Genomic DNA, 24,483 nt, shown 5'->3' with positions numbered 1-24,483 from the left:
CTGTTTGTTTTAAAGCTTGAACTGGGTAACCAATTTATCAAGTTGAACAGACAGTTTTTGCAAGTTAGTACTTGATGCTGTCAGTTCATCAGCTATCTCAGAAGTTTCTGTTGTTAGTTGGTTAATCTCTTCGACGTTTTTGCTCATGTCATTTACCACAAGCGCTTGCTCTTCTGTGGCGGTAGCAACCTGTATGTTCATATCGCTAATCTGGCCAATATGTTTGGTGATTTGTTCAAGCGAGCTGTTTGCTTCGTTTGCTTGACCAACTACAGTAGTGCTTTGGTCTTGTCCAGATTGAATGGTCGCGACTGTTTTCGCTGATTGCTCTTGTAGCTTGTCGATCATTTTTTGAATTTCATCAGTGGAAGCGGCAGAGCGACTTGCAAGGTTTCGAACTTCATCGGCAACTACTGCAAATCCTCGACCTTGTTCGCCAGCACGAGCGGCTTCAATCGCAGCGTTTAAGGCTAACAGGTTAGTTTGTTCAGAGATGCTACGAATAGTGTCTAGGATGCTACCAATCGAATCTGTCTGCGTTGCTAATGAACCAATGTCTGAACTGATGTGCTGTATTTCTGTAGACAACGCCGTTACGCCTTGGCGGGCGCGTGCGACCAATCCTGCACCTTGATGGGCTTGTTTATCGGCTTCTTGTGCAGCTCTTGCAGCTTGAGAGGCATTTTCTGCGATGTTTTCTACCGTAGCCCCCATTTCATGAATTGCCGTGGCAATCTGAGTAGTACGATCGCGTTCATTTAGACAGTTAGTGTGCGTCGCCTTTGCTTTCGCTGCGACATCATTTGCGGTGTGAGCTAGCTGACGCGAGTTCTCGGCTACGTTTTCGATGGCGGTACGTACTTTGGTAATAAATTGGTTAAAGTGCTGAGCAATGTCGCTCAGTTCATCTTTGCCATCTAGTTTCATCACGGTGCCAAGGTCAAGTTTGTCACTGGCACTTGAAATGTGTTGCTGAAGATAAGAGACACGGCTATTAAGACGACGTAACATTAGCCAAGCTAAGATAATCGAAGCCGACAATGCTAAGATAATTAAGACAATCATGTTGTTGCGACTGTTTTCGTAATTTACTTGGCTTTGAGCATAGCCTTGCTGACCTTGTTCAAGTAAGTCATCAAGTATTTTGTTGACGGCTTTACGCATTACACCATAGCTGTCTGCGTATTTTGTTTTGTATATTTCTTGAGCTGTGGTCAGGTCATTGTTTTCTATTGCCGTTAGCATTGGAGCTAGTTCATCGCTTTTGACTTTAGCAAATATATCTATGACCTTTTGTACTTCTGCGCGCATTTTAGGGTTCACTTGAGAATCCAACGCTTGTTTAAGAGCTATATCCATCTCAGGAATATCTTCTGCGCGGGTTTCTTTTACGCGAGTGAGTGCGCCTCGTTTATCCTGCATAGCTGGAATTTCTTGCAGCAAAATAATATCGATACCAACACGCATGCGTGGAATGCGCGAAGCAACTTCCGCAAGAGATCTCATTGGTGCACTGGTGTTTTGGGCAAGCTGTTTTGTTTGTTCTTGCACGCTAGAAAGGCCGCGTAAACCAGCCCAACTGACAAGCAAGAGTACAAGGCAGGGGAGTGCGATCACAGATATAAATTGTGTTTTTAGAGACATTTTGTTGAAGATCACGATGTGTTACCTGCTGATTATTTTTTTGAATGTGGAATTACTGTGAAACTTTAAATCTACTGTCGTTTTACAGGATAGGATGTGCTTCGTTAATTGTACAAGAAAGTATCTTTAATAAATGTTTTTTTACTCTCTGTTATTAGTTTGTCTTATGTTATATCCAATAAATGACACTTTTTAAGTGATAAAAGGATATTTCGTTGAATAGTCAAAGGAGTTTGAATTGAGCAGTACATTTCGGTCTCTATCCAATCCGAATTATCGGCTTTGGTTTGGTGGCGCGGCGATTTCGAATATTGGCGCTTGGTTGCAACGTACTGCTCAGGACTGGATCGTCATTGCTGAGTTGTCGGATAAAAATGCTTCGGCTGTTGGTTTGGTGGTCTTTTTGCAATTCGCCCCGCAAATTCTTTTATTGCCGCTTACAGGTTGGACGGCAGACCGTATGGATCGACGTAAATTACTCTTTATTACTCAATCCTTAATGGCGCTACTGGCTTTAGTGCTGGGCGTGTTGGTTCTGAGTGGACAAGTGGTGTTGTGGCAAGTTTGCGTTTGTGCGTTTGCTTTGGGTTGTGTTGCTGCGTTTGATGCGCCTGCGCGCCACGCCTTTGTGTCTGATATTGTCAGTGAAAAAGAATTATCAAACGCGGTGGGGTTAAACTCGGTGGCGTTTAACTCGGCTCGTTTGGTTGGGCCTGCTATTGCTGGGATATTGATTGCGTTGATCGGCAGCGGTTGGGTATTTATGATCAATGTGTTGTCTTTTATTCCGTTATTAATTGCCCTCCATAAATTCAAAACGCGTCTGCCAGCTGTTGTTTCAGATAACGGCAAAGCAACACCTGATCTGGCGAAATTTTTTGATGGTTTTCGTTATATTTGGCAGCATCGAGAAATGGCCGTCATATTGGTAATGTCTTTCTTGATTTGTAGCTTAGGGATGAATTTCTCTGTGTACCTATCTGCGATGACGGTGCATGTATTTCAAGGTCACGCGGATCAATATGGTTTCTTAATTTCAATGATGGCGATTGGTTCTATTTCTGGTGCTATGGTGACAGCGAGCCGTCGCTCTTCGCCGTCATTTCGCTTTATGATTTATGTGGCAGCCATGTTCGCTGTTAGCTGCTTTTTGGTTGCTATCAGTACGTCGTTTTGGGCGTTTGCTGTGCTGCTTATTTTCCTTGGGCTCAGTTTGCAGTTGTTTACCACTTCTACTGCGTCTTACATGCAGGTTACAACGGAAAAACGTTATCGAGGCCGAGTAATGGCTGTGGTTCTGGCAACTGCGTTAGGGAGTACCGCACTAGGCGCGCCTTTGGTTGGTTGGATTGCTGATGTATTTGGTGCCCGATGGGCGATTGGCATGGGCAGTATTTCGGGTATTGTCGCGGCTTCGTTAGGCTTTTGGTTTTTGCGTCGACAGGCTCAAACAGAGTTGAAAAACAAAATGCTTTAGTACGGCGTGAATAACTTAAATAAATTGCAGTCGTCTATAGTGATTATTTAGTGTACTTTTTATAAATAGCATCGCATGAAGTGATTCACTCTTTTGCATAATTCTAAAAATATTGATGGAGAAAGCCATGTCACAGCATCTTGTACTGAGTTTCATTGGAGAAGATCGCCCCGGTCTTGTTGAGCGTTTATCCGATACTATCGCTCGCCATAATGGTAATTGGCTGGAAAGCCGTATGGCACATCTAGCCGATAAATTTGCGGGTATTTTAACCGTGACTGTTCCGTTGGAGCATCAAGAAGCACTGGTTAACGCATTACGTAATTTCGAACAACTTGGTCTGCATGTCACGGTAGAAATGGCAAAACAGAGTGTGACGGAAGGATCGACTTTGTCGCTGTCTGTTGTTGGCAATGATCGTCCCGGCATTGTCAAAGAAGTATCTCAGGTGCTGCATTCTTTGATGGTTAACGTCAAAGAACTCACTACCACTTGTGAACCTGCGCCGATGAGTTCCGATATGCTGTTTAAAACCGACATGGTGTTGGCTGTGCCGAAAGATCTACCTTTGTCAGAGTTGGAAGCTGCACTAGAAAAAATTAGTAGCGATTTAATAGTGGAGCTATCCGTTAATCAGTTTGCCTAGTTACTTAATTTTTATGACATGTTTGTTGGTTTATAGCGGTTTTTCGTTAAACCGCTTAATCATAAAATCGATTAACAAGCGTAACCGAAAGGGCATGTTATCTCGGTCACGATAGAGCATTTGGCAACCGCGAGGTTGGTTGCTCCACTCAGGTAAAACTTGTCGAAGCTCTCCCGAATCGATCAATGGCTGCGCATGATAATCAGGCATAAAACCGATACCTAAGCCATCTTGTATGGCGCGCGTAAGTAAGCTGATGTCGTCTACTTTTAGGCGAATATTATGGTTTGGTTTATGAGTTTGCATTTCTCCAGAGGTAGTGTGTTGCAGCTTCCAAGTGGACATAGGCGCGCACAATACAGTGGGAAAGCCTTCTAAATCACAAGGTGTCTTTAAGCTAGACATGTCTAAATTGACGGAGCCACAAATAACAAAGCGAATGTTCGTTAAGTGCCTGCCAATCCAATGGTCTGCATTATGGTCACCGACGCGGAACGCGATGTCGATGGCTTCTTCCTCAATATCGATGTTTTGATTTGAAAGTCGCAAATCCAAATGGATGTCAGGGTATTCGATCAAAAAGGCATTAAAATGCTGAGCTAAAACATGCACGCCAAAGTTCACCGGCGCAGAAATCCGAATAGTACCTTTGGCTTGGGTTTTGTCCTGCAGAAGACACACAGCAACATCGTCTAATTCCTCAAAAAGAGACGCGCTCCTTTCGAAATATCTTTGCCCAGAATGGGTGAGCTGGACTCTATGGGCGTCACGGTTTAGCAATCTTATCGCCAAGTCTTCTTCTAATTTAGCGACTCGTCGACTCAATGTGGAAAGAGGAATCTCCAATGCCGCCGAAGCTTGTTTAAAACTGCCGTGTTGGGCAACCGCGCAAAAACAACGCATATCATCGAGTGAATAGTTAAATTTCATATTTGGGATCTATTGTCTCAATTTTGTCTATTTATTCCGTATTTAAAATCTATACACTGCGCCTTATATTTTCAAGTTTTCTTTTAATGGAGAAAGATATGAATCGTTCGGCGAGTACTAATGCCGTATTACTATTGTTGCTATGCACGTTTTTCTGGGGAGCTTGTTTTCCTGTGGGTAAGCATGCGTTGGGAGAAGTGCATGCGCTGACTTTGGTTATTTGGCGTTTTGCCATTGCTGCTGTTTGTTTGTTTATTTATGCCAAGTGGAAAAACATGCCAATGCCTAGCTTAACGGCAAAACAATGGGCGTGGGCTATTGGCGTTTCTATCATTGGTGTTGGTGGATTAAACCTGGGTTTGTTTACTGGTTTGGCGCAAACAGATGCCAGCAATGGCGCCTTGATCATGGCGCTTAGTCCATTGGCCACCTCTTTGATTGGCTCTTTGTTGCAACGTAAACTGCCAGTTCGCGGTGCGGTTTTTAGTTTGGTGGTTTGTTTATCCGGTGTGTTGCTGGTGTTAACCAATGGTGAGCTAAAACGCTTGCTGGGTTTTGAGTTTAACCACGGCGATCAAATGATCTTTCTGGGCATGTTGTGCTGGAGCCTTTATACCTATTTAACGCAAGGTGTGAGTCGCTGGATGCCAATGATTCCTTATACTCTAGTTGGCATGCTATCAGGGTTAGGGGTGATCTCTTTGGTCACGGCATTTAGTGCTGAGGTTCATCCCTTGCAAGAAAGTTTGGCGATCAGTGGTTATGTGTTGGGTGACTTATTATTCATCGGTGTGTTTGGTACTGTTGGTGGTTACTTGTTGTGGATCTCAGGTGTGAAGCAACTCGGTGCGGCGAACGCTTCCTTGTTCTTCAATTTTGTGCCTGTCTTTGCGGCCTTGACGGCATTCGCTTACGGTCAAACCGTAACAAGCTTGCAGCTATTAGGAGTAGCGATTGTGATTGCCGGTTTGTTACTGCCAAGAGTCGTTAAATGGCAGCAACAACGTTTTAATCGTCAAGAAGCCGCGTCGACTAATTAAACGTCTAATCAGAAAGTAAAAAGTAAAAAGTAGAAATTAGAGCGATTCAATGTTTTCCAAACACCATTCGGCTCTTTCTAAGACGGCATGCTTTTGCGCGTCGTCTTGTTTATCCCAGTTACCATAAATCATGCCGATGCGATGATTCTTCGCAAGACGTTCTCGATGTTTCACCATAAAGTGCCAATATAGACTGTTTAGCGGGCAAGACTCCGCGCTGGTTTTCTCTTTTACCTTGTAATGGCAATCACCGCAGTAATCGCTCATTTTCTGCATATAGCTGCCGCTCGCCGCATAGGGTTTGGAGGCAATCCAACCACCATCAGCAAATTGACTCATGCCGCGCGTATTAGGTAATTCCACCCATTCCAACGCATCCACGTAAATGCCTAAATACCATTCGTCGACTTGCTGCGGCTGAATTTCGGTTAATAAACAAAAGTTGCCTGTCACCATCAAGCGTTGAATATGATGCGCATAAGCATAATCAAGAGATTGCCCAATAGCGCTAGCGATGCACTTCATTTTGGTTTGTCCGTTCCAGAAATAGCTTGGTAAATCTCGCTCGGCGTTTAGGGCATTTTGTTGTTCATAGTCCGGCATATTGATCCAATACATGCCGCGTACATATTCGCGCCAGCCAAGTATCTGCCGAACGAAACCTTCGATTTGGGCGATGTCGATATTGTCATTTTCTTGATAAGCCGTAATGGTGGCTTTGATCACATGTTTTGGGCTGATCAATTTAGCGTTGAGTGCAAAAGACAAACGTGAATGGTACAAACTCCAACTGTGTGGTGTTTTGTTTGTCATCGCATCTTGGAAACGGCCAAAATTTGGCAGCAAATGCTCGCAGAAAAAGGTGAGTAAATTCAGCGCGTCTTGGCTGGTGACAGGCCAAAGTAAACTGGATTCTGCTTTGCCAAGGGAAGGAATATTGTGACGTTGAATGCGTTCAAGCAAATGTGTCACATCATGCTGAAAACACAAAGGTGTTGGTATATCTGCTAGATCTTTTGCTTTGAGTTTATTGCGATTGGCGCTGTCATAGTTCCATTGACCACCTTCAGGCTCTCTTTCATCTGCCATCAATATGTTAAACCGCTGACGCATTTTTCGATAAAAATGCTCCATGCGAACGGTGCTTTTCGCCTGAAAAAAGTTAGGAATATCGTTGAAGGGTAATAAGAAATGCTCGCTATCGACCATGCTAAATTTCGGATCTGAGTCACTAGAAATTAACTGATGATATTGCTGTAAAACGCGATATTCATCGGGACGCTGTAGTTCTACATGGTCAATATTATGTTGTTTAGCGAGGCTTAAGATTACTTCTTCTAAGCTTTGGTTTTGAGTGTCATCCAAAGTGAGGTAACACACTTCATGGCTGTTTTCTTTTAAGGCGCTAGCAAAGCGTTCCATTGCGAGGAAAAACGCACAGAGCTTTTGAATGTGATGTGTGACATAGGTGGCTTCTGGGTGCAGTTCGGCGATCAGATACAGAACACCTTGATCTTGTGCTTTAAACCAAGAGTGAGCGGCGTTTAATTGATCTCCAAGAATAACGCGCAGTGTGTGATAAGTTTTGGTGATCGTCATTAGTCACTTCTTCTCCGTTGTTTTATTTACGGTTATTACGTATGTGATCGCCGTTTGGTTTAGCGCTTTGCAGGTCCTTCGCCATAGAAACCTTAGTCGATATTATGGTGGGCGCAACATTAAGCGTGAAATGTATCTATTTGTAATCAAACGATGCTCTTAAAATTGTTGCTCATAAAATAACAATAAAAACAATGATAGTTGTTTGTATTTGTGTGTGATAAAAAATGATCTATGTCAATAAAACGGATTTTTTCTTCTGATTTTCTTTGTTTTTTTGTTAATGACTATATAGTGCAGCTTACTAATATAAGCCAGAATAATGACACTATTTCGGCTAGGTTATAACTTAAAAATAAGCAAAATAGTTGAGAGAAAATGAGAAAAAACTTGCCTGTTACAAACACAGAAAGAACTTTTTCGGAAGGTGTGAAACTCATTTCCGTGACGGATTTGAAAGGAAAAATAGTAGATTGTAATAGTGCTTTTGTTGAAGTCAGTGGTTTCCGTAAAGACGAATTGGTTGGTCAACCTCATAACCTTGTTCGACATCCAGATATGCCTCCAGCAGCGTTTGCCGTAATGTGGGCCCAGCTGAGTGTAGGTTTGCCATGGATGGGCTTGGTAAAGAATCGTTGTAAAAATGGAGACTTTTATTGGGTAGACGCTTACGTCATGCCCATTACTGAAAATGGTAAAACGATAGGTTATGAATCCGTACGTACGTGCCCCAATCGAATAGATGTAAAACGAGCAGAATCGCTATATCGACGTATAAATGAAAATAAGTCGAGCCTCACTGCTGGAAAAGTGTTCAATCTAGAAAATGTCACGCTGCTTTTGGCGGGAATACTTATTGGTCTGACGTTGTTATTTTGCTCATTCGAATACGCAGTATTTTTATTTGCCGTTCTTATGTCCATTTATGTTGTGATATTAAAATGGCAGCAAGGAACATTCTTAAATTATTTACAGCATAAGCTTGGTAACGCTGCATTTAAACACCCCCTTGCAACGGCGACTTATACAAGTCAAACCTCTTATATAGGCGATATTTCCGTAGGAATTAAAAGCTTACATTCTCGCTTAGGAACGATTTTAACTCTCATCGAAAACGGTGCTGCAGATGTAGAAAAAGAAATGAATGCATCCCATAAATCTATTTCAAGCACCAAAGTAAAAATACTTAATCAGCAGTCAGAAACGGACTTAATTGCAACATCAATGACAGAAATGTCTGCAACCATCCAGGAAGTTTCGCAGAACATTACTGAAACCGCAGATTTTGTGGGCAAAGTATCTGAGATCACCAAAAATGCAGCTCTCGCAGGTAATGAAGTTAAGTTATCAATCGAGAAGTTAAATGCAACAGTAGTGAGCATTGGAGAATCGGTAAACCATGTATCCTCTCTGGCGGAAAAAATCTCGGTCTCGACCAATATGATCGATCAAATTGCCGAACAGACGAATTTGTTAGCACTAAATGCAGCCATTGAAGCCGCAAGGGCGGGTGAACACGGTCGTGGTTTTGCCGTGGTTGCCGATGAAGTTCGTCACTTAGCATCAAAAACACAGACATTAACTCAAGAAATAGACAAAGCCATTGAAGGCTTATTGAATGGCGTAAAAGCCACCTCAAAGGTAGCCGAAGAGGGCGTTCTTCTCTCTCGCGAAAGCTTAAACAGAGTTGAACTTGAAGATAAGTTGGTGAAAGAAGTAAACCTTGTTGTCGGTGAAATTGCAGATCGCTCATTGCAAATGGCTGCAGTAACTCAGCAACAGAGTATCGTGATTGAAGAAACAACTCATCAAGTATATAACATCGCAAAAATCGGACATGAAAATACACAAGAAATGCAAGTGACGGAAGCGTCTATTTCACGTTCTACCGAATCTACTAAAGCATTATACGAATTGGTTAAAAGGTTCAAATAACACATTATGGCTATCAACAAGGAAAGCTCTTTGTATAAAGCTCTGTTTGAAGCTGCGGCCGACGGGATCATTATTATTAATGCTCGAGGAATTATTCAATCTTTTTCACCGTCAGCAGAGAGGTTATTTGGCTATTCAGAAATTGAGGTGTTTGGCAAGAATGTTTCGATTTTGATGCCGAAAAGTGAAGGAGATAAACACGATGGCTATTTACGCCATTACTTAGATACTGGTAGCGCCTCTATTATTGGTAAAGGTCGAGAAGTGACTGCAATGAGAAAGAGTGGCCAACTTTTTCAAATGCATTTGTCTATAGGACGTGCTGAGACAGCAGAAGGTGAGCCTTTTTTTGTGGGTATTTGCCATGACTTATCTATGTATCAAAACGTGGTGGAGCAATTGGAACGAGTTGATATTCGATATCGAAATGTCTTTGATTCAGAAGGCCTTTTTATTGTTCGTGTTACCTTAGATGGTGCCATTATTTTATCTAATAAATCCTTCACGCAACAATTTCGCGACGCTACTATTACCGCTGATGACTTTATAGATAGTGTGGCTGGGTCTTCGGCTAAAGACGCTAAACTATTGTTCTCGTTGTCTGAAAGTGGCTTTAAAAATGAAATAAAAATGTCCCTGATGATGAAAGGTATATCGTCCCATATAGAAGTAGAATGGCGCTTTAAATTAGTAAAAGACAATATCGGTTGCCATATCCAAGGGGTGGGAATTGATGTGTCTGAAAAAGTCGTAGCCGCCAATGAAGCTTTTTTCCTAAGAAACTTCGACCCTATTACTAAGCTCCCGCAACTAGACTATGTGAAACAGTTGTTTGACGGCAATCAGGCTGAAAATACTCTGTTCTGTTTTATGACATTTGAACTGACGGACTTTGATCGAATTCGTAAGCTTAATGGTGAAGTGCTAGCCAATAAAATGCTGGAAGAGCTTGCCCGATCACTAGAAACCAACATTGGCTATCTACATTGCGCTCGTCTTCAAGCTAGTCGCTTTATGATGGTTTTTGATATTGATGTCGCTGGTAATATTGAACAACAGACAAAAGACAAAGCCATTGCGTTACAAGCAGAACTGCAACGTACTATTGGTGAAATTAGTTCTGAAATTCGTATAGGCAGTGCTTATCACAACAGGGCAAAAAGCACCTTTAACGAAACTGTTGAATATGCATTGATGGCGATAGAGTACTCTCGTCAAAATATGCTCTTTTTATCCTGTTATAACGATTCAATTCATCAAGCTGCAGATCGTAAGAAAGGGCTACAAAAAGCGCTCATTGAAGCGATTAGAAATGCCGAAATAGATGTGTATTTCCAGCCGAAAATTGAGCTTAAACGAAATCGCGTTGTTGGATATGAAGCGTTAATGCGTTGGTTTAGTAATGACTACGGTTTCGTTTCACCATGGGAAGTGATCGAAACTGCGCAAGAGTTGAATCTACCGCTCGAATTAGATAAATGTCTGATGGATAAAACCATGTCGATTGTTAAAGCCAATCCATCGATATTTAATACCGATACACCAGTGGCGATTAATATCTCTGCGAAAAGCTTTGGTGTGAAGCGAGTCATCGATGCTTTGATTGATAACATAAACTCTCAGAACATTGACCCTAGATCTATTGAGGTCGAGGTGACAGAAGATGCCTTGTTGACTATTGGTGATCAGGTGAAATCAAACGCCAATGCACTCAGAGCGGCGGGTGTGAAAATTTGCTTGGATGACTTTGGTACGGGCTATTCTGCTTTGAGTTATTTAGGGAAGTTGCCATTAGATAACTTAAAAATCGACCGCAGTTTTGTGATCGAATCGAAAGAAAAAAGTGGACGATTAATGTTGGAAGCGATTGTATCCATTGCAAAGTCATTCCATTTAACGGTCACTGCCGAAGGTATTGAAACGTCAGAACAGCAAGCATTTCTAGCAAAGATTGGTTGTGAATACGCTCAGGGCTTTTATTACTCAAAAGCCATTCCGGTTCAGGACATTCCACAATGGATAGCGTCTTATCAATAAACGTAATTCATTTGGGTCAGTGCTTCATGAGGATTTCCTCGGTTTCGATTGTCTGGATTTTCCCCGACTTTTCGAACGAACATGGGTTGCTAAAATACGGTGTTTTTCTTGTTGTACATTTGGCTGTTCGCGATATCCCCAAAGACGATCACGGGCAGCTTTTGCCGCCTCTTTCAGGCAGACAATGGGCGCAGGATAGTTTTCACCAATTTTGAATTGATATAAAGCCTCTTCCATTGGTGACATTTCCCAAGGAGAGTGTATCAGTGGAGCAGGCACTTCGGCCAATTCAGGTACCCAACGGCGAATAAACTCGCCATCTGGATCTTGGTCTTGCGCTTGCTTTACGGGGTTATAAATTCGAATGGCATTTGAACCAGTGACGCCAGCTTGCATTTGAAATTGTGGGTAGTGAATTCCGGGTTCAAAGTCGAGAAATAGCCTTGCTAGATGGTGCACGCCTAAACGCCAATCGATATTTAAGTGATGACATAGAAAGCTGACGAGCATGGCTCGCATACGAAAATTTATGTAACCCGTTTTATGTAAGGCTCGCATACAAGCATCAACGATAGGGTAGCCAGTGTGGCCTTGCTGCCAAGCGAGTAAATCTGCTTTGACTTGATCATCTTGCCGATAGGGAAAATACTCGTAAGCGCGGTTAACAGGCTGAAATTCCATGCGGCATTCGCTTTCGAATTTTTGCATAAAATGGCAATGCCAATGTAATCGAGAGCTGAGTGCGATGAGGGTGCGTTTCCAGCCAACGGTTTTCCAGCGTGACAGTAGCTCTTGGTAAACTTCTCTTATGCTGATATTTCCCCACGCTAAATAGGGCGACAGCCGAGTGCAGGCTGATCGACTACTAAGAGGACTGGAAATAGACCGATAATAGTCTTTGCCGCGCCCTTCATAGAAGCTGTCTAAGGTTTTCCACGCCAATGTTGGACCGCCTGTTTGAATGCCTTTTTGCGGTGTTTGCCATGGGGCTGGAATCGTAAGCGTTGGCGTGTTTATCTCATACCAAGTTATCGCTTCAAGTTCGATGTTTGCCAAGGGCGCGCGCATGACTTTTTGCCAATCTTCATCCCAGTTTTTTCTGTTATCGAGTGGCCGTATCACCGCGCCAGTTGGAGATTCTTGCCAAGATATATTTCGTTGCTGACTCCAGGATTTAACCTCTATATCACGCTGAAAGGTGAGCCCAATGCCAATTTCTTCACTACTGAATAATGCATCAAACTGCGTAGTTACATAGAGCGCTTCAAGAGCCGGCAAGGCTTCTTGCCAAACGATATGTATGTGACCGCCATATTCGGCCAGCTGGCGGTTCATATCTTCTAAAGACTGCCAGACAAAGCGCCAGTGACGCTCACTATAATGTGGATCGACAATCAGGCTAGGCTCAAATATATATAACAGAATAATTGGTCTTTTTTGCTCTATCGCCGTGGCAAGTGGCAGATGATCGCTCAAGCGCAAGTCTCTTTTCAGCCAAACGAGGACCGGTTTTACTGGCGTGTCGACAGTCATCTGATAGTCGTTCATTGGGCTGGATAAATCGGCCAGTCGGCCGCATCGACCGAATCCAATTGGGTATCAAATACTTGGCCCTGCCATTTATGAATAAAATGCAGTTTTGGGTCGTATTGTTCGGTTTGTTTTTGCAAGTTGAAATGACGGCCGCCTCTTGGATCAGCTCCTACGCCAGCTATGTATTGCCAATTAGCCCAATTGGAACCGACGCTGTAATCAATCAGTTGTTCTTCAAAGTACGCCGCGCCATAGCGCCAATCGATGCCTAATTCATATATCAAACAGCTAGCGACAATTTGGCGGCCACGATTGCTCATAAAACCAGTTTCATTAAGCTGTTTCATGCAGGCATTCACTAAAGGATAAGGCGTATTGCCCTTGCTCCATTTACGAAAGCGCTCTGCGTAATAACTGCCCTGAGTTTGTTTGCCAGTTACGCCGCCGGGCAAGAAAAGTTGTTTGCCATAACGAGTCGCGTACCAATGAAAATACTCGCGCCACAACAGTTCGAAATAAATCCAATACGTCGATTCATTTGCACCATGATCGCGCTCGTAAACATCGATACTGGCTTTGATTTGCCTGACTGACAAACTACCTTGTGCCAACCAAGGAGAGAACTTGGTTGAGTTTTCCCAACCGTCTAATTCATTACGAGTTTCTTTATAATGACTTGGTAGATTGGTCGAAAAGTAATCACTTAGTTGATCAACAGCAGCGCGTTCTCCACCAGTAAACACGCTATTGTCTTCTATTTGCTTAAGCTGCCAAGGGCGAATGTGTTGAATGTTGAACGCTGGTACTGGTGGTAGTTTTTGTAATGCAGGCAAGGGGGTTAAAACGTCTAAGTTCTCGATTAAGCGACGGAATTTTGAGAAAGAATCCGGTAACTGCGCTACATCAAATGGTAGCTGGGATGGTGTAAATAAACTCAAACCATGGTCTAGGTGAATACGCACGTCAGTGTATCTGCTTTCGATGCGATTAAGAGTCTGCTGCTCATCCCAACCTCCATGATGATTGCGATATAGGTGGGAGATTGGTATTTCGTTGAGAAGCAAATTCAAGCTGGTGGCCGCATCCATTGAACTGACGAATAAAGTTTGACCTAACGCTTGTAATTGTAGAGCCAAGTCTTGAATGCCTTGGTTTAAAAATCGTCGACGATTTACGGACATGCCTTGTGTTGCATAACGGCTAGGGTGATTGTTATGAGGTTCATCGCAATAAAGGCAGATAAGATAATCCACCTCCTGTACTGCTCTCCATAGCATGTTCTGATCTGCACAACGCAAATCATCCCCGAACCAAACCAATCCTAGTTTCATATAAGTGCTCCCATTTCATCTTCATCATTTGAAGTCTAGTACGTTTTATCAAGGAATTTAGATTGGTTTCAGTCAAGTTCGTTAAACAGGTCCGAAAAGTTAAAGTGATCTAGCAAGGCTGTTACCTTTTGGGGAGAGTATTTTAACTTGCCTGAATACGCATAAAGGACGAGATCTTCCGGTGTCTTTTCAAGCTCGATAGCAACCAGTGTGCCTTGGTGTATTTCTTTTTGGCACGATGGTTCGGCTAAGATCGCCATGCCCAATCCCGCTATAGCGGCTTCTTTTGCCATATTGGCGCTGTTGGCCCGATACTGTGATGTGACATGTACTTTAGTCGAATGTCGGCTGTCTTTGAATATCCATGGCGAACCTTGTAATGCACTGAGGGTCGTGATGCAAGGTAAGGAAGGTAAATTCTGAAATGACAAATGACTATGATGCCGCTCAACAAACTCAGGCGAGGCGACAATGACACTGGGCCAACGAATCAGTTCTTTTGCCACCCAGTCGGAATCCATTAACTCTCCGCGGCCAAACTGCATCACCAAATCGAAACCATCGAGTAAGCCTTGATGTGGAACTAGACCTGTTTCACAGCTTAACTTGAGCTTAGGGTAAAGCGCACAGAAACTAGCAATTTGCTGGGCGATAAAGGGTAAATCCGGCATTAATATACGTAAATGGCCAGAGACCTTGTCACTCTGATCGCTAATGGCTTCGAGCTGATCATCAAGAGAGCGAAGCAGCGGCAAGCTTTGCTCATACAGTGTTTGCCCTGCCTCAGTGGGCGACATTCGTCGAGTGGTGCGTTCTAATAAACGCACGTTTAGTGTTTCTTCAAGCTGGATGATATGGCGGCTGACGGTAGAAGAAGGCTGTCCTAGCTTCTCTGATGCCAGTTTAAAACTGCGCTCCTCAAATACAGTATGAAAGCTAAGTAGCCAAGAGAGTTCTATTTTTTCAATCATAATTATTGCTCTAAATGGGATAGTTAATCCAATAGTCCCATATTTATCATTTTAAGATGCAGGTAGATACTGCAGATTCAATTTTTATTATGGAGTGCTCAGTATGTCGAAACGGATTGCCATCGTAGGTGCGGGAGTGGCTGGTTTAGCCTTTGCTACGTTGGCGGCAAAGCAAGGTAACCAAGTCGATATCTTTGAACGTCGCTCCCAAGCGGGCAGCGACCTAGGGGCAGGTGTGACACTTTGGCCAAATGCCATTTTTGTTTTAACTCAAATGGGACTACTGAAGGCGATTCAAAAGGCATCTGGAGAACCTATGACTATGACCCGCTATGATCTAACTACCGGTGTGCAAGGTGAGCTGTCGCTTCGTGGCCTGAACCAATCAGCGGGTTTTAACACACTCACCATATTGCGACGTGATCTAATGGCAATATTGTTTGCCGGTGCTGATCAAGCTGGTGTGCAAATTCATTTTGGTGAAGCGATTAATCTAGACAAGTTGTCTGAATTGGAGAATCAATACGACTGGGTGATTGGTGCTGATGGAAGGATGAGTTCTACACTACGCAAGAAAATCAGTCCTGTCAGTCAGCCTGTTTATCAAGGATTTGTGAATGTAATTGGTATATCGCATTCAAGCCCGATAAGACCACTTAATAGCCAGTCAATTCAAGATTATTGGGGGGATGGGGAACGTTTTGGCATAGTGCCGATTGATGCATCGGCATGCTTTTGGGCAGCTGGTTGGGCGGAAGTTGAGAAACAGCCAAATAGGATGTTCACGCTTTCAGAGCTAGGCGAGCGTTTCAGAGAATGGCCAAGCGAGGTGCTCACTGTGTTACAGCAGGCAGAGCAAAGCAGCTTGCATACCGTTTATGTTCATGACCTTGATCCAATGACATCGTGGTATCGAGGTAAATGCATGGTGATCGGCGATGCGGCTCATGCGGCATTGCCTACATCTGGGCAAGGTGCCTGCCAAGCTTTAGAAGATGCTTGGTGGCTAGCCAAACTTATGCAAGAGGAAGCCACCACAGACCGTCTGTTTGCTCGCTTTCAACAGCAACGTTTGGAGAAAACAGTTGCCATTCAAATGACGGGAAGACATATTGCCCAAGCCATTTTTCATACCCCCGCCAACCAACGTCCTGCTCAAGGCAGTGTAACAGAAGCGTCACTTGATGCGATGGCTGCATTCTGGATGACTGGCTTGGTTTAATTTAGAACCGGTAACCAAGAGCAAGATGAGTCAGGATCAACAAAGCGGCGATTAACATTACTAAGAAGGTCATCACCATGCCGCTTTGTCGATAAATGAGCGGCTCTTTGGGCTGACTTACACCGTAGGCGTGGGACAAGCGACCAAGACACAGCAAAATGCCCATTATGTTTACTAACAATGTAGAGCCCCCCGTACTTTCGTACATCCAAACCAGCAATAAAGCATAGGGAACGTTTTCCGCGAAGTTGCCATGTACGCGAATCGCTCTGGTCAACATGGACTGATCGCCATCACCAATGCCAACCTTGTACTTCATGCGCAATTTGATCACACGAAAACTCAAGAAAATGTAGAGAAAAACCAGTAACGCCGCGTAAATGGGAGTGATCATTGAGAATCCTTACCTTAACTGAAGGTCTGTTATTGTTGTGCACTCAGTGTTGAGAAAATCCTTAATTTTGTCTATGACTTTTTAAGGAAAAACATCTTTCCGATTAAGCCTAGTGATTAAATAGGATTTTTTTATTCGAGAACAAAAAACCATAGTGAAAATAGGGTTATAATAGGTCAAATTTCCCGTTTACGTTAGAAGGTAGTGATAAATATGAGTCTTCCTAATTGTCCAAAATGCGATTCCGCTTACGTGTATGAAGATCAAGCTATGTTGATTTGCCCAGAGTGCGCGCACGAATGGAACCCCAATGAAGTGGTTGTAGACGAAGATGCGCTCATTATCAAAGACATGGGCGGCAACTTATTGCAAGAAGGCGATAAAGTTACTTTGGCGAAAGACCTTAAAGTAAAAGGCTCTTCTCAAGTGCTAAAAATTGGCACCAAAGCGACTATTAAGCGCCTTGTAGATGGCGACCACGACATCGATTGTAAATTGGATGGCGGCGGCGAAATGATGTTGAAATCTCAGTTTGTGAAGAAGTCTTCTGTTTAAGCCTGATTGATCTGTTATAAAAGATCAGAACAATGACACTAAAAGCAGAGAAGAAAATTGTCTTTTTCTCTGCTTTTTTCTTGGCTATATGTAATTGAAAAGGTACTCGTTAGTATTTATTTAAGATCTTCGCTTTAAAGACATAACTACCAAATGGTACCAATGACGCAACAAACCCTATCAAGGCGTGTTTTGACGAAACCCCATATCGAGACACACTTAACATCAAAAGAATGTTAAACAAAATAAACAACCCACCATGAATTGGGCCAATAATGCTCACATACTCTGGCATGTCCATCAGGCGTTTTAATGGCACGGCAATGAAGAGCAACAATAGAAGCGACGTGCCTTCTAAAATGGAGATAAAACGTAACATTTTCATACTATGTCTCTTGTGTTGAAGTGTTTTGAAAAATGTACTAAGCGTTAATAAGACCCCAGAATAACACTTTAATTTCATCCCAAGGGCGGTTATTTAAGGTGTGGAATAATTCAGGCAGAGTTATTAAGTGTGAGAACCTATACAGTATGTTTTTTTCCTATCCAAACCTCAGAGCCATCACTGCTTTTTCGATACCTTTGTCATTCATTCTGTGTATCACTTCAAAATCATGCTTTAAATACAGATCGATATTGTGTTGTTCGCATTGCAGATAAAGGTCTGGAATACCTAGGTTTTTAGCATGATTGAGCGTGTGTTGAAGAATTAGGCAGGAATAACCTTGCCCACGTTTGTCAGCTGGAACGAAAACACCACCAAGCCAATGCGTGTAACCGGGAAAATCAGGATGTTCATGGAACTTCAGTTCTGCCACCGCAAGCAGCTCATTATCATCATGCAGTACAAAAGAAAGGGGTGTAGCGGCTCTACTTTCCGCCATCGCCGTGACTTTTATCGCAATATCCTCTAGCGATCTGTTGGGCGTTAAACGTCCCCACTCATTGAAATACCACTGAGCAATGGTGGGAATGAAGTGTTTTTGATCGGCTAAAAATGAGACTTTCATCATTGTCCTTAAAAGAATAATGGTATTGAATGATATAAAGAGTATTACCATCAATCGTATAGATTAAATAATGTTCTGTACCTATTCATCTTTATTTAGCCCAATCATTTATGTATTGCCGTAAATCAAAAACAAAAAACCGACTCTCAGTGTTACCTGATGTCGGTTTTAGTCTTTATAGTGTTCGTTTTAAATTAGATGTTATTTTTTGGTTTTACAAGTTGAAAAACCAAACGGTAGATAAGCTGGGCAGATGCTAAATACGCCTGTGGCAAGCAGCACAATGCCGATTACCCCCCACCATGAATTGAAATATACACCGATTGCTATGACGACGGCGCCCATTGTGATTCTGACCACTCTATCTGTTGTACCTACGTTATAAATCATCGTCTTCTCCTGTTTTTGTTGCCTTAAGTCGTGCGACGAAAAGCGGTATTGCTTATGCACTAGAGTGCAATCGGGAAGATTGGCGTTTTTTAAACGAGGTTTGCGGAGCGTGTTTGCCAATATCACCTTTCTTAGTGTTGCATCGACCATACGCCCTGTTGATGGTTTAAGCTAAGGCTTTAAAACTTGTTTGATTGTTTTTTGATCTGTGTGCTGATTTAGCAACAAATTCCATTATTGATAAAAAACGGTCATTTTTTATTTTCAGCCCATTTAAGTAAGGCGTCTAAAGCAGGGCAAAGCTCCTGTCCCCAATCCGTTAAACTGTATTCTACTTTCGGTGGGACTTGGTGATAAATAGTCCGTGTGACTATTCCGTCCGCTTCTAACTGACGAAGCTGTTGGATTAGCATTTTTTGTGTGATTGCTGGAATGGCTTTCTCTAATTCAGAGAAGCGCTTTACTTGTCCGCCAAAGAGATGGAAGAGGATTACTAACTTCCATTTTCCTTCTAGAATCTTTAGTACTTGCTCTACGCCATCGGCTGCAGAGGCTGGCGTCCATTTTTTTGTCATTTTTTTTATGGCCTTAGCCCTTATGAGATCAAAAACTTACTTCAGAGTAAGTACCCTACTTTTTTGTCGGTTCTTGTTTTCCAGATAGCTTAACGCCATTCTTTTCAGACAGCAATTTGGCGAGTTCTAAGAAAATGATTTTAAGTAGAGGTGTTTTATGATGACTATTGATCTTCCAAGACCAATCGCAAATTATTTTAAAGCAGATAAAGGGGATAGTGAGGCAATTGTTGCCTGTTTTTCCGATGAGGCAGTGGTAAAAGATGAAGGGCAGACTCATACGGGGCTGGACGCAATTAAACAGTGGAAAGCGAATGCATCGACGAAATATACCTATACGGTTGAACCGCAGTTATTAAGCGAAAGCGCAGAGCAAACGATAGTCACGGGTTTAGTGACAGGGAACTTTCCTGGGAGCCCTGTGAATCTTCAATACGCTTTCACGCTGGATGGCGACAAAATCACGGCACTGGAGATCTCCTTATGAGTTTTGATCTTGAATTAAATGGGCGTATAGCTTTGGTTACTGGCGGAACTAAGGGCTTGGGAGCGGCAGTCGTTGAGTCGTTACATGGCGCGGGAGTGCATGTGATTGCCGTGGCTCGTTCTGTTCCTAAAGACGCTCTAGAAGGCATTTCATACATAGAAGGGGATTTGCTGACGGCAGTGGGTTGTAGCGGGCTAGTAAACACCGTATTAGATAAGTTTGGTGGTGTTGATATTGTTGTCAATGTGGTGGGCGGCTCAAGCGCTCCCAGTGGCGGTTTTGCGGCGCTTGATGAGCAAGAGTGGGAAAATGCATTAAGTCAAAATTTACTGTCTGCGGTACGCATTGATAGGGGATTATTGCCCTCAATGATAACAAAAGGCTCAGGTGTTATTGTTCATGTCACATCGATACAGAACAAACTTCCTTTGCCTGAATCGACCACCGCTTATGCCGCAGCGAAAGCGGCGTTATCCACTTACAGTAAAAGCTTATCGAAAGAAGTGGCACCAAAAGGCATTCGCGTTGTGCGTGTATCACCCGGTTGGATAGAAACAGAAGCATCGGTTCGACTTGCTGAGCGGCTTGCAGATCATGCCGGTACGGATTATGAAGGAGGTAAAAAGATTATTATGGAAGCGCTTGGCGGCATTCCTTTAGGGCGTCCAGCCCAGCCCTCTGAAGTGGCTGACTTAATTACTTTCCTAGTGTCGGCGAGAGCGTCGTCTATCACAGGTACTGAATATATTATTGATGGTGGCACCGTACCTACGGCCTAATTTAGTTAAGGCGAAACAAAAAACGCCCCTTTTGATCGATAGGGCGTTTTCTCATACGCTTGAAAGTCTTCTAAGCTAATCAATACGGCTGATTTGCCTCCCTGACGAGTAATGAGCACAGGCTTATGATCGTTATTTACCTTATCAAAGGTGCTAGCAATATTGGCTTGGCTCTAAAAGCTGAGTAACTTAGCGTATCCATATCTTACTCCTGCACGTCAGTGTTTAATTTTTCCGTACGCAAAGATTTTTTTGCATGTCTTACTGGCTGTGAAGAGTCAGTGACATTCTTCTGCTGAATTTGCCATGCAACCACGCGCTTTATCGCAATGGCATTGGTTTCAGCCTGTGTGCCTTCCTCTTCAAGGAAATCATCAAAGGAAGAACCTATGTGTTTGTTAGTCATGTTCTGCGTCCTCTTCAATCAGGTCTAACGCAGAAGCAAGTTCGACATAATCTCGATATTCTGAAGCTTTAATGGAATCGACTTGATAGTGGATGTTTAGTATCTTGAACCATAATAAACCTATTCTTTGTGGTTCCTTTTTAGAGTTTGTAATTAGCTCTTTAAATAGATCATTTATAGGAGCTATTTCATCATATTGTGAGTTAATAGAGCTTATGAATATAAAGCTTGGTGCGCTGAAAAACTTTATAAAGACTTCTACTAGATAAAGCCTGAGTGAAAATACATACGTCGCTAGTCCAAAAGTGTTTAGACGAGGGCCGTAATCTGAGGGCGTTAGGGTACATATAATTTCCATTGGATTTATTTGCATTTTAATAAGTGACTCACAGTTCTCAAAATGGTCTAGTATGTATTCATTCAGCCCAGCTTCATTACCACTTTTGTTTTGGAATTTTAGATCCCCTGCAATGATTTCTTGAAACCGTTCATGATTTTCTTCATAAAAGCACAGCAACGTCGTCAGTATCAAAATATCAATCTTTGAGCCGTTAGGCATATTGGATATGGTTGCGACAACTCGATCAGCAATCTGAATGGCAGTTCTAGGTGGTATTTTAAACGCATCTAAAATTACGGAAATGTTACTTAGTGTGACCTTTGCATCTTCGTTTGGAGGAAGGATTTGAATGCCTGCGCTTTCTAAGTATTCACCCGATAATTTACTGATGTCGGTATGAACTTCCAGAAAGCTTTTTAGGTCTGGCGCTTTAAGGCTAAAGCGGCTGTTAAAGAAACGACCAAGGTAAAGACGAGCATCGAAGCCTTCGCCATAAATGGCTTTTACTGCATGTTGAAGTTGCTCAGTATCCGTGGCGACAACAAAGACAATGCCTTTGATATCAAAGATATGCTTGATGGTTTCGAGCATTTCCACTGCGTAACTAGGACGGCAACGATCTAATTCATCAATAAAAATAAAAGCAGGATATGTCAGTTGTTGTGTTTCAGTAACCGTTTGAACCCAATTTGCCACATGAACTTTTAAGTCATCGATGGCTTTCTTTTTACCATCATGCTCATCAATTAGCTGTTTCACCATTGTTGAAGCTAACTCGCTTAGGTCGATGGGATTCCCTTCGCTATCCTTAGCGTCTTTCAGTTCTGAGTCATCGTCAGCTTGCAAAAATGCTGCGAGATCCATATCCAAGTAGCGTTTTGCCATGCTTCGTGCAAAGCCTGGAGCGGCCGCTTTTAGAAGCCCTAATGCTTTTTTTGGAAGTTGAAACTTTGGACTGCTTTCAGGCATCTTTGCCTGTTCTCTAAGCTGCTTGATAATGGACGAAATCGCCGTCATCAAAGGATCGTCAGAGTAGTCTTGTTGCCATGCATCGATATAGACAACAGGGAAATGCGCTTTTAGATCGTGCGACCAGCGTTTAAGAAAGTAGGTTTTACCAGAACCCCATTCAGAGTTCAGGTTGAGAACATAATTACGCTTTTGATCGTCTTTCTCTCTCGTCTCATCAAAGCCTTGTCCGACCAGAAACTGTGTTAAAAACGTAGCGTATTTGGCGCGGTTTAATGTATCTCTAGGAAAGGACACACCTTCGATGTCATCTTTATTAGACCAATCGAGAGAGATTTTTTCTGGCATCGACGAGTATCCTTACATAAATCAATAGGTTGACATTACATTAGATAGCATCAAATTGACGCTATCTAATGTTTTTATTTAGCCTATTCATTTCTATGCTTTACTGCAATTTAATTAAGATGGAAACAAACTCACGCCGAGCGGTTTTACGCGCTTGCACGTGGAGCGAGGCGGGAAATTTTTTCTGACTAACCAACAAAAAACCGCCATCTCGCTAAGCCAGATGGCGGTTTGTGTGGTCGGTTCGGGTGTTGCTGAAGACAGGCTATCCCCGTTGCCTAGTTACGAATCAAGTAATCAAATGCACCAAGAGCAGCCGTTGCGCCAGATCCCATGGAGATGATGATCTGTTTGTATGGCGTTGTAGTAACGTCACCGGCAGCAAAGACGCCAGGAATAGAAGTCTCTCCGTGAGCGTTGATCACGATTTCGCCTCTATTAGTCAATTCCAATGTGTCTTTTAAGAACTCACTGTTTGGCACCAAGCCTATTTGTACGAAGATCCCTGCTACGTCTACAAGGTGAGATTCGTCAGTTAGTCGATCTGTATATTTTAGGCCAACAACACGCTGTCCATCGCCTAATACTTCGGTTGTCATGGCGTTTTTGATGATGGTGACATTTGGCAAGGATTGCGCTTTTTTAACCAAAACATCGTCGGCACGTAAAGTATCGCCAAATTCAAGAACGGTAACGTGTTCTGTAATACCCGCCAAGTCGATAGCTGCTTCAATACCTGAGTTACCACCACCAATCACAGCGGTTTTCTTGCCTTTGAACAATGGGCCGTCACAATGTGGGCAGTAAGCTACGCCTTTGTTGCGGTATTCTTGTTCGCCCGGTACGTTCATTTCTCTCCAGCGAGCGCCAGTGGCTAATACGACGGATTTACTTTTGAGTATCGCGCCGTTTTCCAATTCTACTTCGATGAATTCTTTCTTCTCTAGACGAACGGCTTTTTGCAGCTTCATCAGATCAACATCGTAATCTAAGACATGTTGTTCAAGGCCTGCGACCAATTTTGGTCCGTCTGTGGCTTTGACAGAAATGAAGTTTTCAATTGCCATGGTGTCACTGACCTGCCCACCAAAGCGTTCTGCAACGACGCCAGTTCGGATGCCTTTACGTGCAGCGTAAATAGCCGCGGCTGCGCCTGCTGGGCCACCGCCTACGACTAGCATGTCGTAAGGTGCTTTTTCGGCTAAGGCAGCAGCTTGTTTTTTCGCGGCGCCAGTGTCCACTTTGTTTACTATTTCTGCCAATGTCATGCGGCCTTGGCCAAATAATTCGCCATTTAGGTACACGGAAGGCACGGCCATGATGTTGCGGTTATTCACTTCGTCTTGGAATAATGCACCGTCGATCATGGTAGCTGTAATCTTAGGGTTTAACACGGCCATTAGGTTGACCGCTTGCACAACGTCTGGACAGTTGTGGCATGAGAGGGAAATGTACACCTCAAAATTCAATTCAGCGTCTAACGACTTAATTTGCTCTATCGTATCTTGTGCTGCTTTGGATGGATGACCACCGGCTTGTAATAGCGCTAGCACAAGAGAGGTAAATTCGTGGCCCATAGGAATGCCAGCAAAACGCACACGTGCTGCTTCACCTTTTGGCGCGATGGCCATTTGTGGTGCGCGACCTTGTGAGTTTGTATCAACCGTTAGGGTGATTTTGTCGTTTTTTAGCTCAGTGATTTCATGAGCCAATTCAAGTAATTCGTTTGATTTTGCTGAACCGTTTGTGGACACAGAAATTTCAATCGGATTAACGATATTTTGCAGGTATGTGCCCAACTGCTGTTTTAAGTTTGCTTCTAACATGATGATGAAACCTGTGTTTGATTGAGTGATTTACTGTGC

Annotated in this window: 24 protein-coding genes; 9 read left to right on the top strand and 15 right to left on the bottom strand. The window is 43.0% G+C overall.

Annotation, left to right across the window (positions count from 1 at the left end):
• Positions 1–9 precede the first annotated feature (9 nt).
• Positions 10–1,659: a methyl-accepting chemotaxis protein gene (locus BUA59_RS04190; RefSeq protein ID WP_198432034.1), complete on the bottom strand. Its 1,650-nt coding sequence runs from the start codon at positions 1,657–1,659 to the stop codon at positions 10–12.
• 223 nt (positions 1,660–1,882) lie between these two features.
• On the opposite strand from BUA59_RS04190, the gene BUA59_RS04185 reads away from it, so the two are divergent.
• Complete coding sequence (locus tag BUA59_RS04185; RefSeq protein ID WP_072838479.1) at positions 1,883–3,121, top strand: MFS transporter; 1,239 nt, start codon at positions 1,883–1,885, stop codon at positions 3,119–3,121.
• Between the two features lie 127 nt (positions 3,122–3,248).
• A complete protein-coding gene (locus tag BUA59_RS04180; RefSeq protein ID WP_072838478.1) occupies positions 3,249–3,767 on the top strand; it encodes a glycine cleavage system transcriptional repressor in 519 nt (172 codons plus the stop codon).
• A gap of 30 nt (positions 3,768–3,797) precedes the next feature.
• On the opposite strand, the gene BUA59_RS04175 is transcribed toward BUA59_RS04180, so the two are convergent.
• Positions 3,798–4,697, bottom strand: coding sequence for a LysR family transcriptional regulator (locus tag BUA59_RS04175; protein WP_072838477.1), 900 nt, complete (start codon positions 4,695–4,697; stop codon positions 3,798–3,800).
• Between the two features lie 98 nt (positions 4,698–4,795).
• On the opposite strand from BUA59_RS04175, the gene BUA59_RS04170 reads away from it, so the two are divergent.
• Complete coding sequence (locus BUA59_RS04170) at positions 4,796–5,737, top strand: DMT family transporter (protein ID WP_072838476.1); 942 nt, start codon at positions 4,796–4,798, stop codon at positions 5,735–5,737.
• 36 nt (positions 5,738–5,773) lie between these two features.
• Here the strand turns inward: BUA59_RS04170 and BUA59_RS04165 are convergent, their stop codons facing one another.
• Entirely contained in the window at positions 5,774–7,336 is a 1,563-nt protein-coding gene (locus BUA59_RS04165) for a cryptochrome/photolyase family protein (protein ID WP_072838475.1), read from the bottom strand.
• 390 nt (positions 7,337–7,726) lie between these two features.
• Between BUA59_RS04165 and BUA59_RS04160 the strand changes: the two genes are divergently transcribed.
• Together BUA59_RS04160 and BUA59_RS04155 are read left to right on the top strand one after the other, a co-directional pair.
• Positions 7,727–9,271, top strand: coding sequence for a methyl-accepting chemotaxis protein (locus BUA59_RS04160; protein ID WP_175550748.1), 1,545 nt, complete (start codon positions 7,727–7,729; stop codon positions 9,269–9,271).
• A 30-nt stretch (positions 9,272–9,301) separates the two neighbouring features.
• Positions 9,302–11,308, top strand: coding sequence for an EAL domain-containing protein (locus BUA59_RS04155; RefSeq protein WP_175550747.1), 2,007 nt, complete (start codon positions 9,302–9,304; stop codon positions 11,306–11,308).
• 24 nt (positions 11,309–11,332) lie between these two features.
• Here BUA59_RS04155 and BUA59_RS04150 read toward each other — a convergent pair whose 3' ends face one another.
• The 3 genes from BUA59_RS04150 to BUA59_RS04140 all read right to left on the bottom strand — a co-directional run bounded on the left by BUA59_RS04150 (position 11,333) and on the right by BUA59_RS04140 (position 15,143).
• Complete coding sequence (locus BUA59_RS04150) at positions 11,333–12,841, bottom strand: cryptochrome/deoxyribodipyrimidine photo-lyase family protein (RefSeq protein WP_072838472.1); 1,509 nt, start codon at positions 12,839–12,841, stop codon at positions 11,333–11,335.
• Positions 12,842–12,852: 11 nt separating this feature from the next.
• Positions 12,853–14,172 carry a DASH family cryptochrome gene (locus BUA59_RS04145; protein ID WP_072838471.1) on the bottom strand — a complete coding sequence of 440 codons (1,320 nt, stop codon included), beginning with the start codon at positions 14,170–14,172 and terminating at the stop codon, positions 12,853–12,855.
• Positions 14,173–14,240: 68 nt separating this feature from the next.
• On the bottom strand, positions 14,241–15,143 hold the full coding sequence (locus BUA59_RS04140; protein WP_011978170.1) for a LysR family transcriptional regulator: 903 nt from the start codon (positions 15,141–15,143) through the stop codon (positions 14,241–14,243).
• A gap of 103 nt (positions 15,144–15,246) precedes the next feature.
• Between BUA59_RS04140 and BUA59_RS04135 the strand changes: the two genes are divergently transcribed.
• Complete coding sequence (locus BUA59_RS04135; protein WP_072838470.1) at positions 15,247–16,365, top strand: FAD-dependent monooxygenase; 1,119 nt, start codon at positions 15,247–15,249, stop codon at positions 16,363–16,365.
• 1 nt (position 16,366) lies between these two features.
• Here BUA59_RS04135 and BUA59_RS04130 read toward each other — a convergent pair whose 3' ends face one another.
• On the bottom strand, positions 16,367–16,759 hold the full coding sequence (locus BUA59_RS04130; RefSeq protein WP_011978172.1) for an MAPEG family protein: 393 nt from the start codon (positions 16,757–16,759) through the stop codon (positions 16,367–16,369).
• 213 nt (positions 16,760–16,972) lie between these two features.
• Between BUA59_RS04130 and BUA59_RS04125 the strand changes: the two genes are divergently transcribed.
• Complete coding sequence (locus BUA59_RS04125; protein ID WP_110574595.1) at positions 16,973–17,314, top strand: zinc ribbon domain-containing protein YjdM; 342 nt, start codon at positions 16,973–16,975, stop codon at positions 17,312–17,314.
• A 109-nt stretch (positions 17,315–17,423) separates the two neighbouring features.
• Here the strand turns inward: BUA59_RS04125 and BUA59_RS04120 are convergent, their stop codons facing one another.
• The 4 genes from BUA59_RS04120 to BUA59_RS04105 all read right to left on the bottom strand — a co-directional run bounded on the left by BUA59_RS04120 (position 17,424) and on the right by BUA59_RS04105 (position 19,289).
• Positions 17,424–17,699: a DUF3817 domain-containing protein gene (locus BUA59_RS04120; RefSeq protein WP_072838469.1), complete on the bottom strand. Its 276-nt coding sequence runs from the start codon at positions 17,697–17,699 to the stop codon at positions 17,424–17,426.
• Between the two features lie 157 nt (positions 17,700–17,856).
• Positions 17,857–18,324, bottom strand: coding sequence for a GNAT family N-acetyltransferase (locus tag BUA59_RS04115; RefSeq protein ID WP_072838468.1), 468 nt, complete (start codon positions 18,322–18,324; stop codon positions 17,857–17,859).
• A gap of 201 nt (positions 18,325–18,525) precedes the next feature.
• Positions 18,526–18,714 (bottom strand): YgaP family membrane protein, encoded by a 189-nt coding sequence (locus tag BUA59_RS04110; RefSeq protein ID WP_011978180.1) that lies wholly within the window; start codon positions 18,712–18,714, stop codon positions 18,526–18,528.
• A gap of 251 nt (positions 18,715–18,965) precedes the next feature.
• A complete protein-coding gene (locus BUA59_RS04105; protein WP_011978181.1) occupies positions 18,966–19,289 on the bottom strand; it encodes a winged helix-turn-helix transcriptional regulator in 324 nt (107 codons plus the stop codon).
• 157 nt (positions 19,290–19,446) lie between these two features.
• Here BUA59_RS04105 and BUA59_RS04100 point away from each other — a divergent pair, with 157 nt between their 5' ends.
• Both BUA59_RS04100 and BUA59_RS04095 read left to right on the top strand, forming a co-directional pair.
• Positions 19,447–19,776, top strand: coding sequence for a nuclear transport factor 2 family protein (locus BUA59_RS04100; RefSeq protein ID WP_100186175.1), 330 nt, complete (start codon positions 19,447–19,449; stop codon positions 19,774–19,776).
• The gene (locus BUA59_RS04095; protein WP_072838466.1) at positions 19,773–20,555 is read left to right on the top strand and encodes an SDR family oxidoreductase; all 783 of its coding nucleotides are present in this window, start codon (positions 19,773–19,775) and stop codon (positions 20,553–20,555) included. The genes BUA59_RS04100 and BUA59_RS04095 overlap by 4 nt, the downstream gene beginning before the upstream one ends.
• 5 nt (positions 20,556–20,560) lie before the next feature.
• Here BUA59_RS04095 and BUA59_RS04090 read toward each other — a convergent pair whose 3' ends face one another.
• From BUA59_RS04090 to ahpF, 4 genes are all read right to left on the bottom strand, one after another.
• On the bottom strand, positions 20,561–20,674 hold the full coding sequence (locus BUA59_RS04090; RefSeq protein ID WP_245813090.1) for a type II toxin-antitoxin system Phd/YefM family antitoxin: 114 nt from the start codon (positions 20,672–20,674) through the stop codon (positions 20,561–20,563).
• 86 nt (positions 20,675–20,760) lie between these two features.
• Positions 20,761–20,961: a hypothetical protein gene (locus BUA59_RS24020; RefSeq protein WP_217653722.1), complete on the bottom strand. Its 201-nt coding sequence runs from the start codon at positions 20,959–20,961 to the stop codon at positions 20,761–20,763.
• Positions 20,954–22,618, bottom strand: a complete 1,665-nt coding sequence (locus BUA59_RS04080) for a KAP family P-loop NTPase fold protein (protein WP_072838465.1) — start codon at positions 22,616–22,618, stop codon at positions 20,954–20,956. The genes BUA59_RS24020 and BUA59_RS04080 overlap by 8 nt, the downstream gene beginning before the upstream one ends.
• Positions 22,619–22,896: 278 nt before the next feature.
• A complete protein-coding gene (ahpF, locus tag BUA59_RS04075) occupies positions 22,897–24,444 on the bottom strand; it encodes an alkyl hydroperoxide reductase subunit F (protein WP_072838464.1) in 1,548 nt (515 codons plus the stop codon).
• Positions 24,445–24,483: the final 39 nt, after the last annotated feature.

It is taken from the genome of Marinomonas polaris DSM 16579 (assembly GCF_900129155.1).
GTDB lineage: Bacteria > Pseudomonadota > Gammaproteobacteria > Pseudomonadales > Marinomonadaceae > Marinomonas > Marinomonas polaris.
This window is presented reverse-complemented; position numbering and strand designations above follow the sequence as displayed.

What these genes read in the sequence shown, in the direction of transcription:
- BUA59_RS04180 (WP_072838478.1), top strand. Translation starts at nt 3,249, where the DNA reads ATGTCACAGCATCTTGTACTGAGTTTCATTGGAGAAGATCGCCCCGGT.
- BUA59_RS04175 (WP_072838477.1), bottom strand. Translation starts at nt 4,697, where the DNA reads ATGAAATTTAACTATTCACTCGATGATATGCGTTGTTTTTGCGCGGTT.
- BUA59_RS04170 (WP_072838476.1), top strand. Translation starts at nt 4,796, where the DNA reads ATGAATCGTTCGGCGAGTACTAATGCCGTATTACTATTGTTGCTATGC.
- BUA59_RS04165 (WP_072838475.1), bottom strand. Translation starts at nt 7,336, where the DNA reads ATGACGATCACCAAAACTTATCACACACTGCGCGTTATTCTTGGAGAT.
- BUA59_RS04150 (WP_072838472.1), bottom strand. Translation starts at nt 12,841, where the DNA reads ATGACTGTCGACACGCCAGTAAAACCGGTCCTCGTTTGGCTGAAAAGA.
- BUA59_RS04145 (WP_072838471.1), bottom strand. Translation starts at nt 14,172, where the DNA reads ATGAAACTAGGATTGGTTTGGTTCGGGGATGATTTGCGTTGTGCAGAT.
- BUA59_RS04140 (WP_011978170.1), bottom strand. Translation starts at nt 15,143, where the DNA reads ATGATTGAAAAAATAGAACTCTCTTGGCTACTTAGCTTTCATACTGTA.
- BUA59_RS04135 (WP_072838470.1), top strand. Translation starts at nt 15,247, where the DNA reads ATGTCGAAACGGATTGCCATCGTAGGTGCGGGAGTGGCTGGTTTAGCC.
- BUA59_RS04130 (WP_011978172.1), bottom strand. Translation starts at nt 16,759, where the DNA reads ATGATCACTCCCATTTACGCGGCGTTACTGGTTTTTCTCTACATTTTC.
- BUA59_RS04125 (WP_110574595.1), top strand. Translation starts at nt 16,973, where the DNA reads ATGAGTCTTCCTAATTGTCCAAAATGCGATTCCGCTTACGTGTATGAA.
- BUA59_RS04120 (WP_072838469.1), bottom strand. Translation starts at nt 17,699, where the DNA reads ATGAAAATGTTACGTTTTATCTCCATTTTAGAAGGCACGTCGCTTCTA.
- BUA59_RS04115 (WP_072838468.1), bottom strand. Translation starts at nt 18,324, where the DNA reads ATGAAAGTCTCATTTTTAGCCGATCAAAAACACTTCATTCCCACCATT.
- BUA59_RS04110 (WP_011978180.1), bottom strand. Translation starts at nt 18,714, where the DNA reads ATGATTTATAACGTAGGTACAACAGATAGAGTGGTCAGAATCACAATG.
- BUA59_RS04105 (WP_011978181.1), bottom strand. Translation starts at nt 19,289, where the DNA reads ATGACAAAAAAATGGACGCCAGCCTCTGCAGCCGATGGCGTAGAGCAA.
- BUA59_RS04100 (WP_100186175.1), top strand. Translation starts at nt 19,447, where the DNA reads ATGATGACTATTGATCTTCCAAGACCAATCGCAAATTATTTTAAAGCA.
- BUA59_RS04095 (WP_072838466.1), top strand. Translation starts at nt 19,773, where the DNA reads ATGAGTTTTGATCTTGAATTAAATGGGCGTATAGCTTTGGTTACTGGC.
- BUA59_RS24020 (WP_217653722.1), bottom strand. Translation starts at nt 20,961, where the DNA reads ATGACTAACAAACACATAGGTTCTTCCTTTGATGATTTCCTTGAAGAG.
- BUA59_RS04080 (WP_072838465.1), bottom strand. Translation starts at nt 22,618, where the DNA reads ATGCCAGAAAAAATCTCTCTCGATTGGTCTAATAAAGATGACATCGAA.
- ahpF (WP_072838464.1), bottom strand. Translation starts at nt 24,444, where the DNA reads ATGTTAGAAGCAAACTTAAAACAGCAGTTGGGCACATACCTGCAAAAT.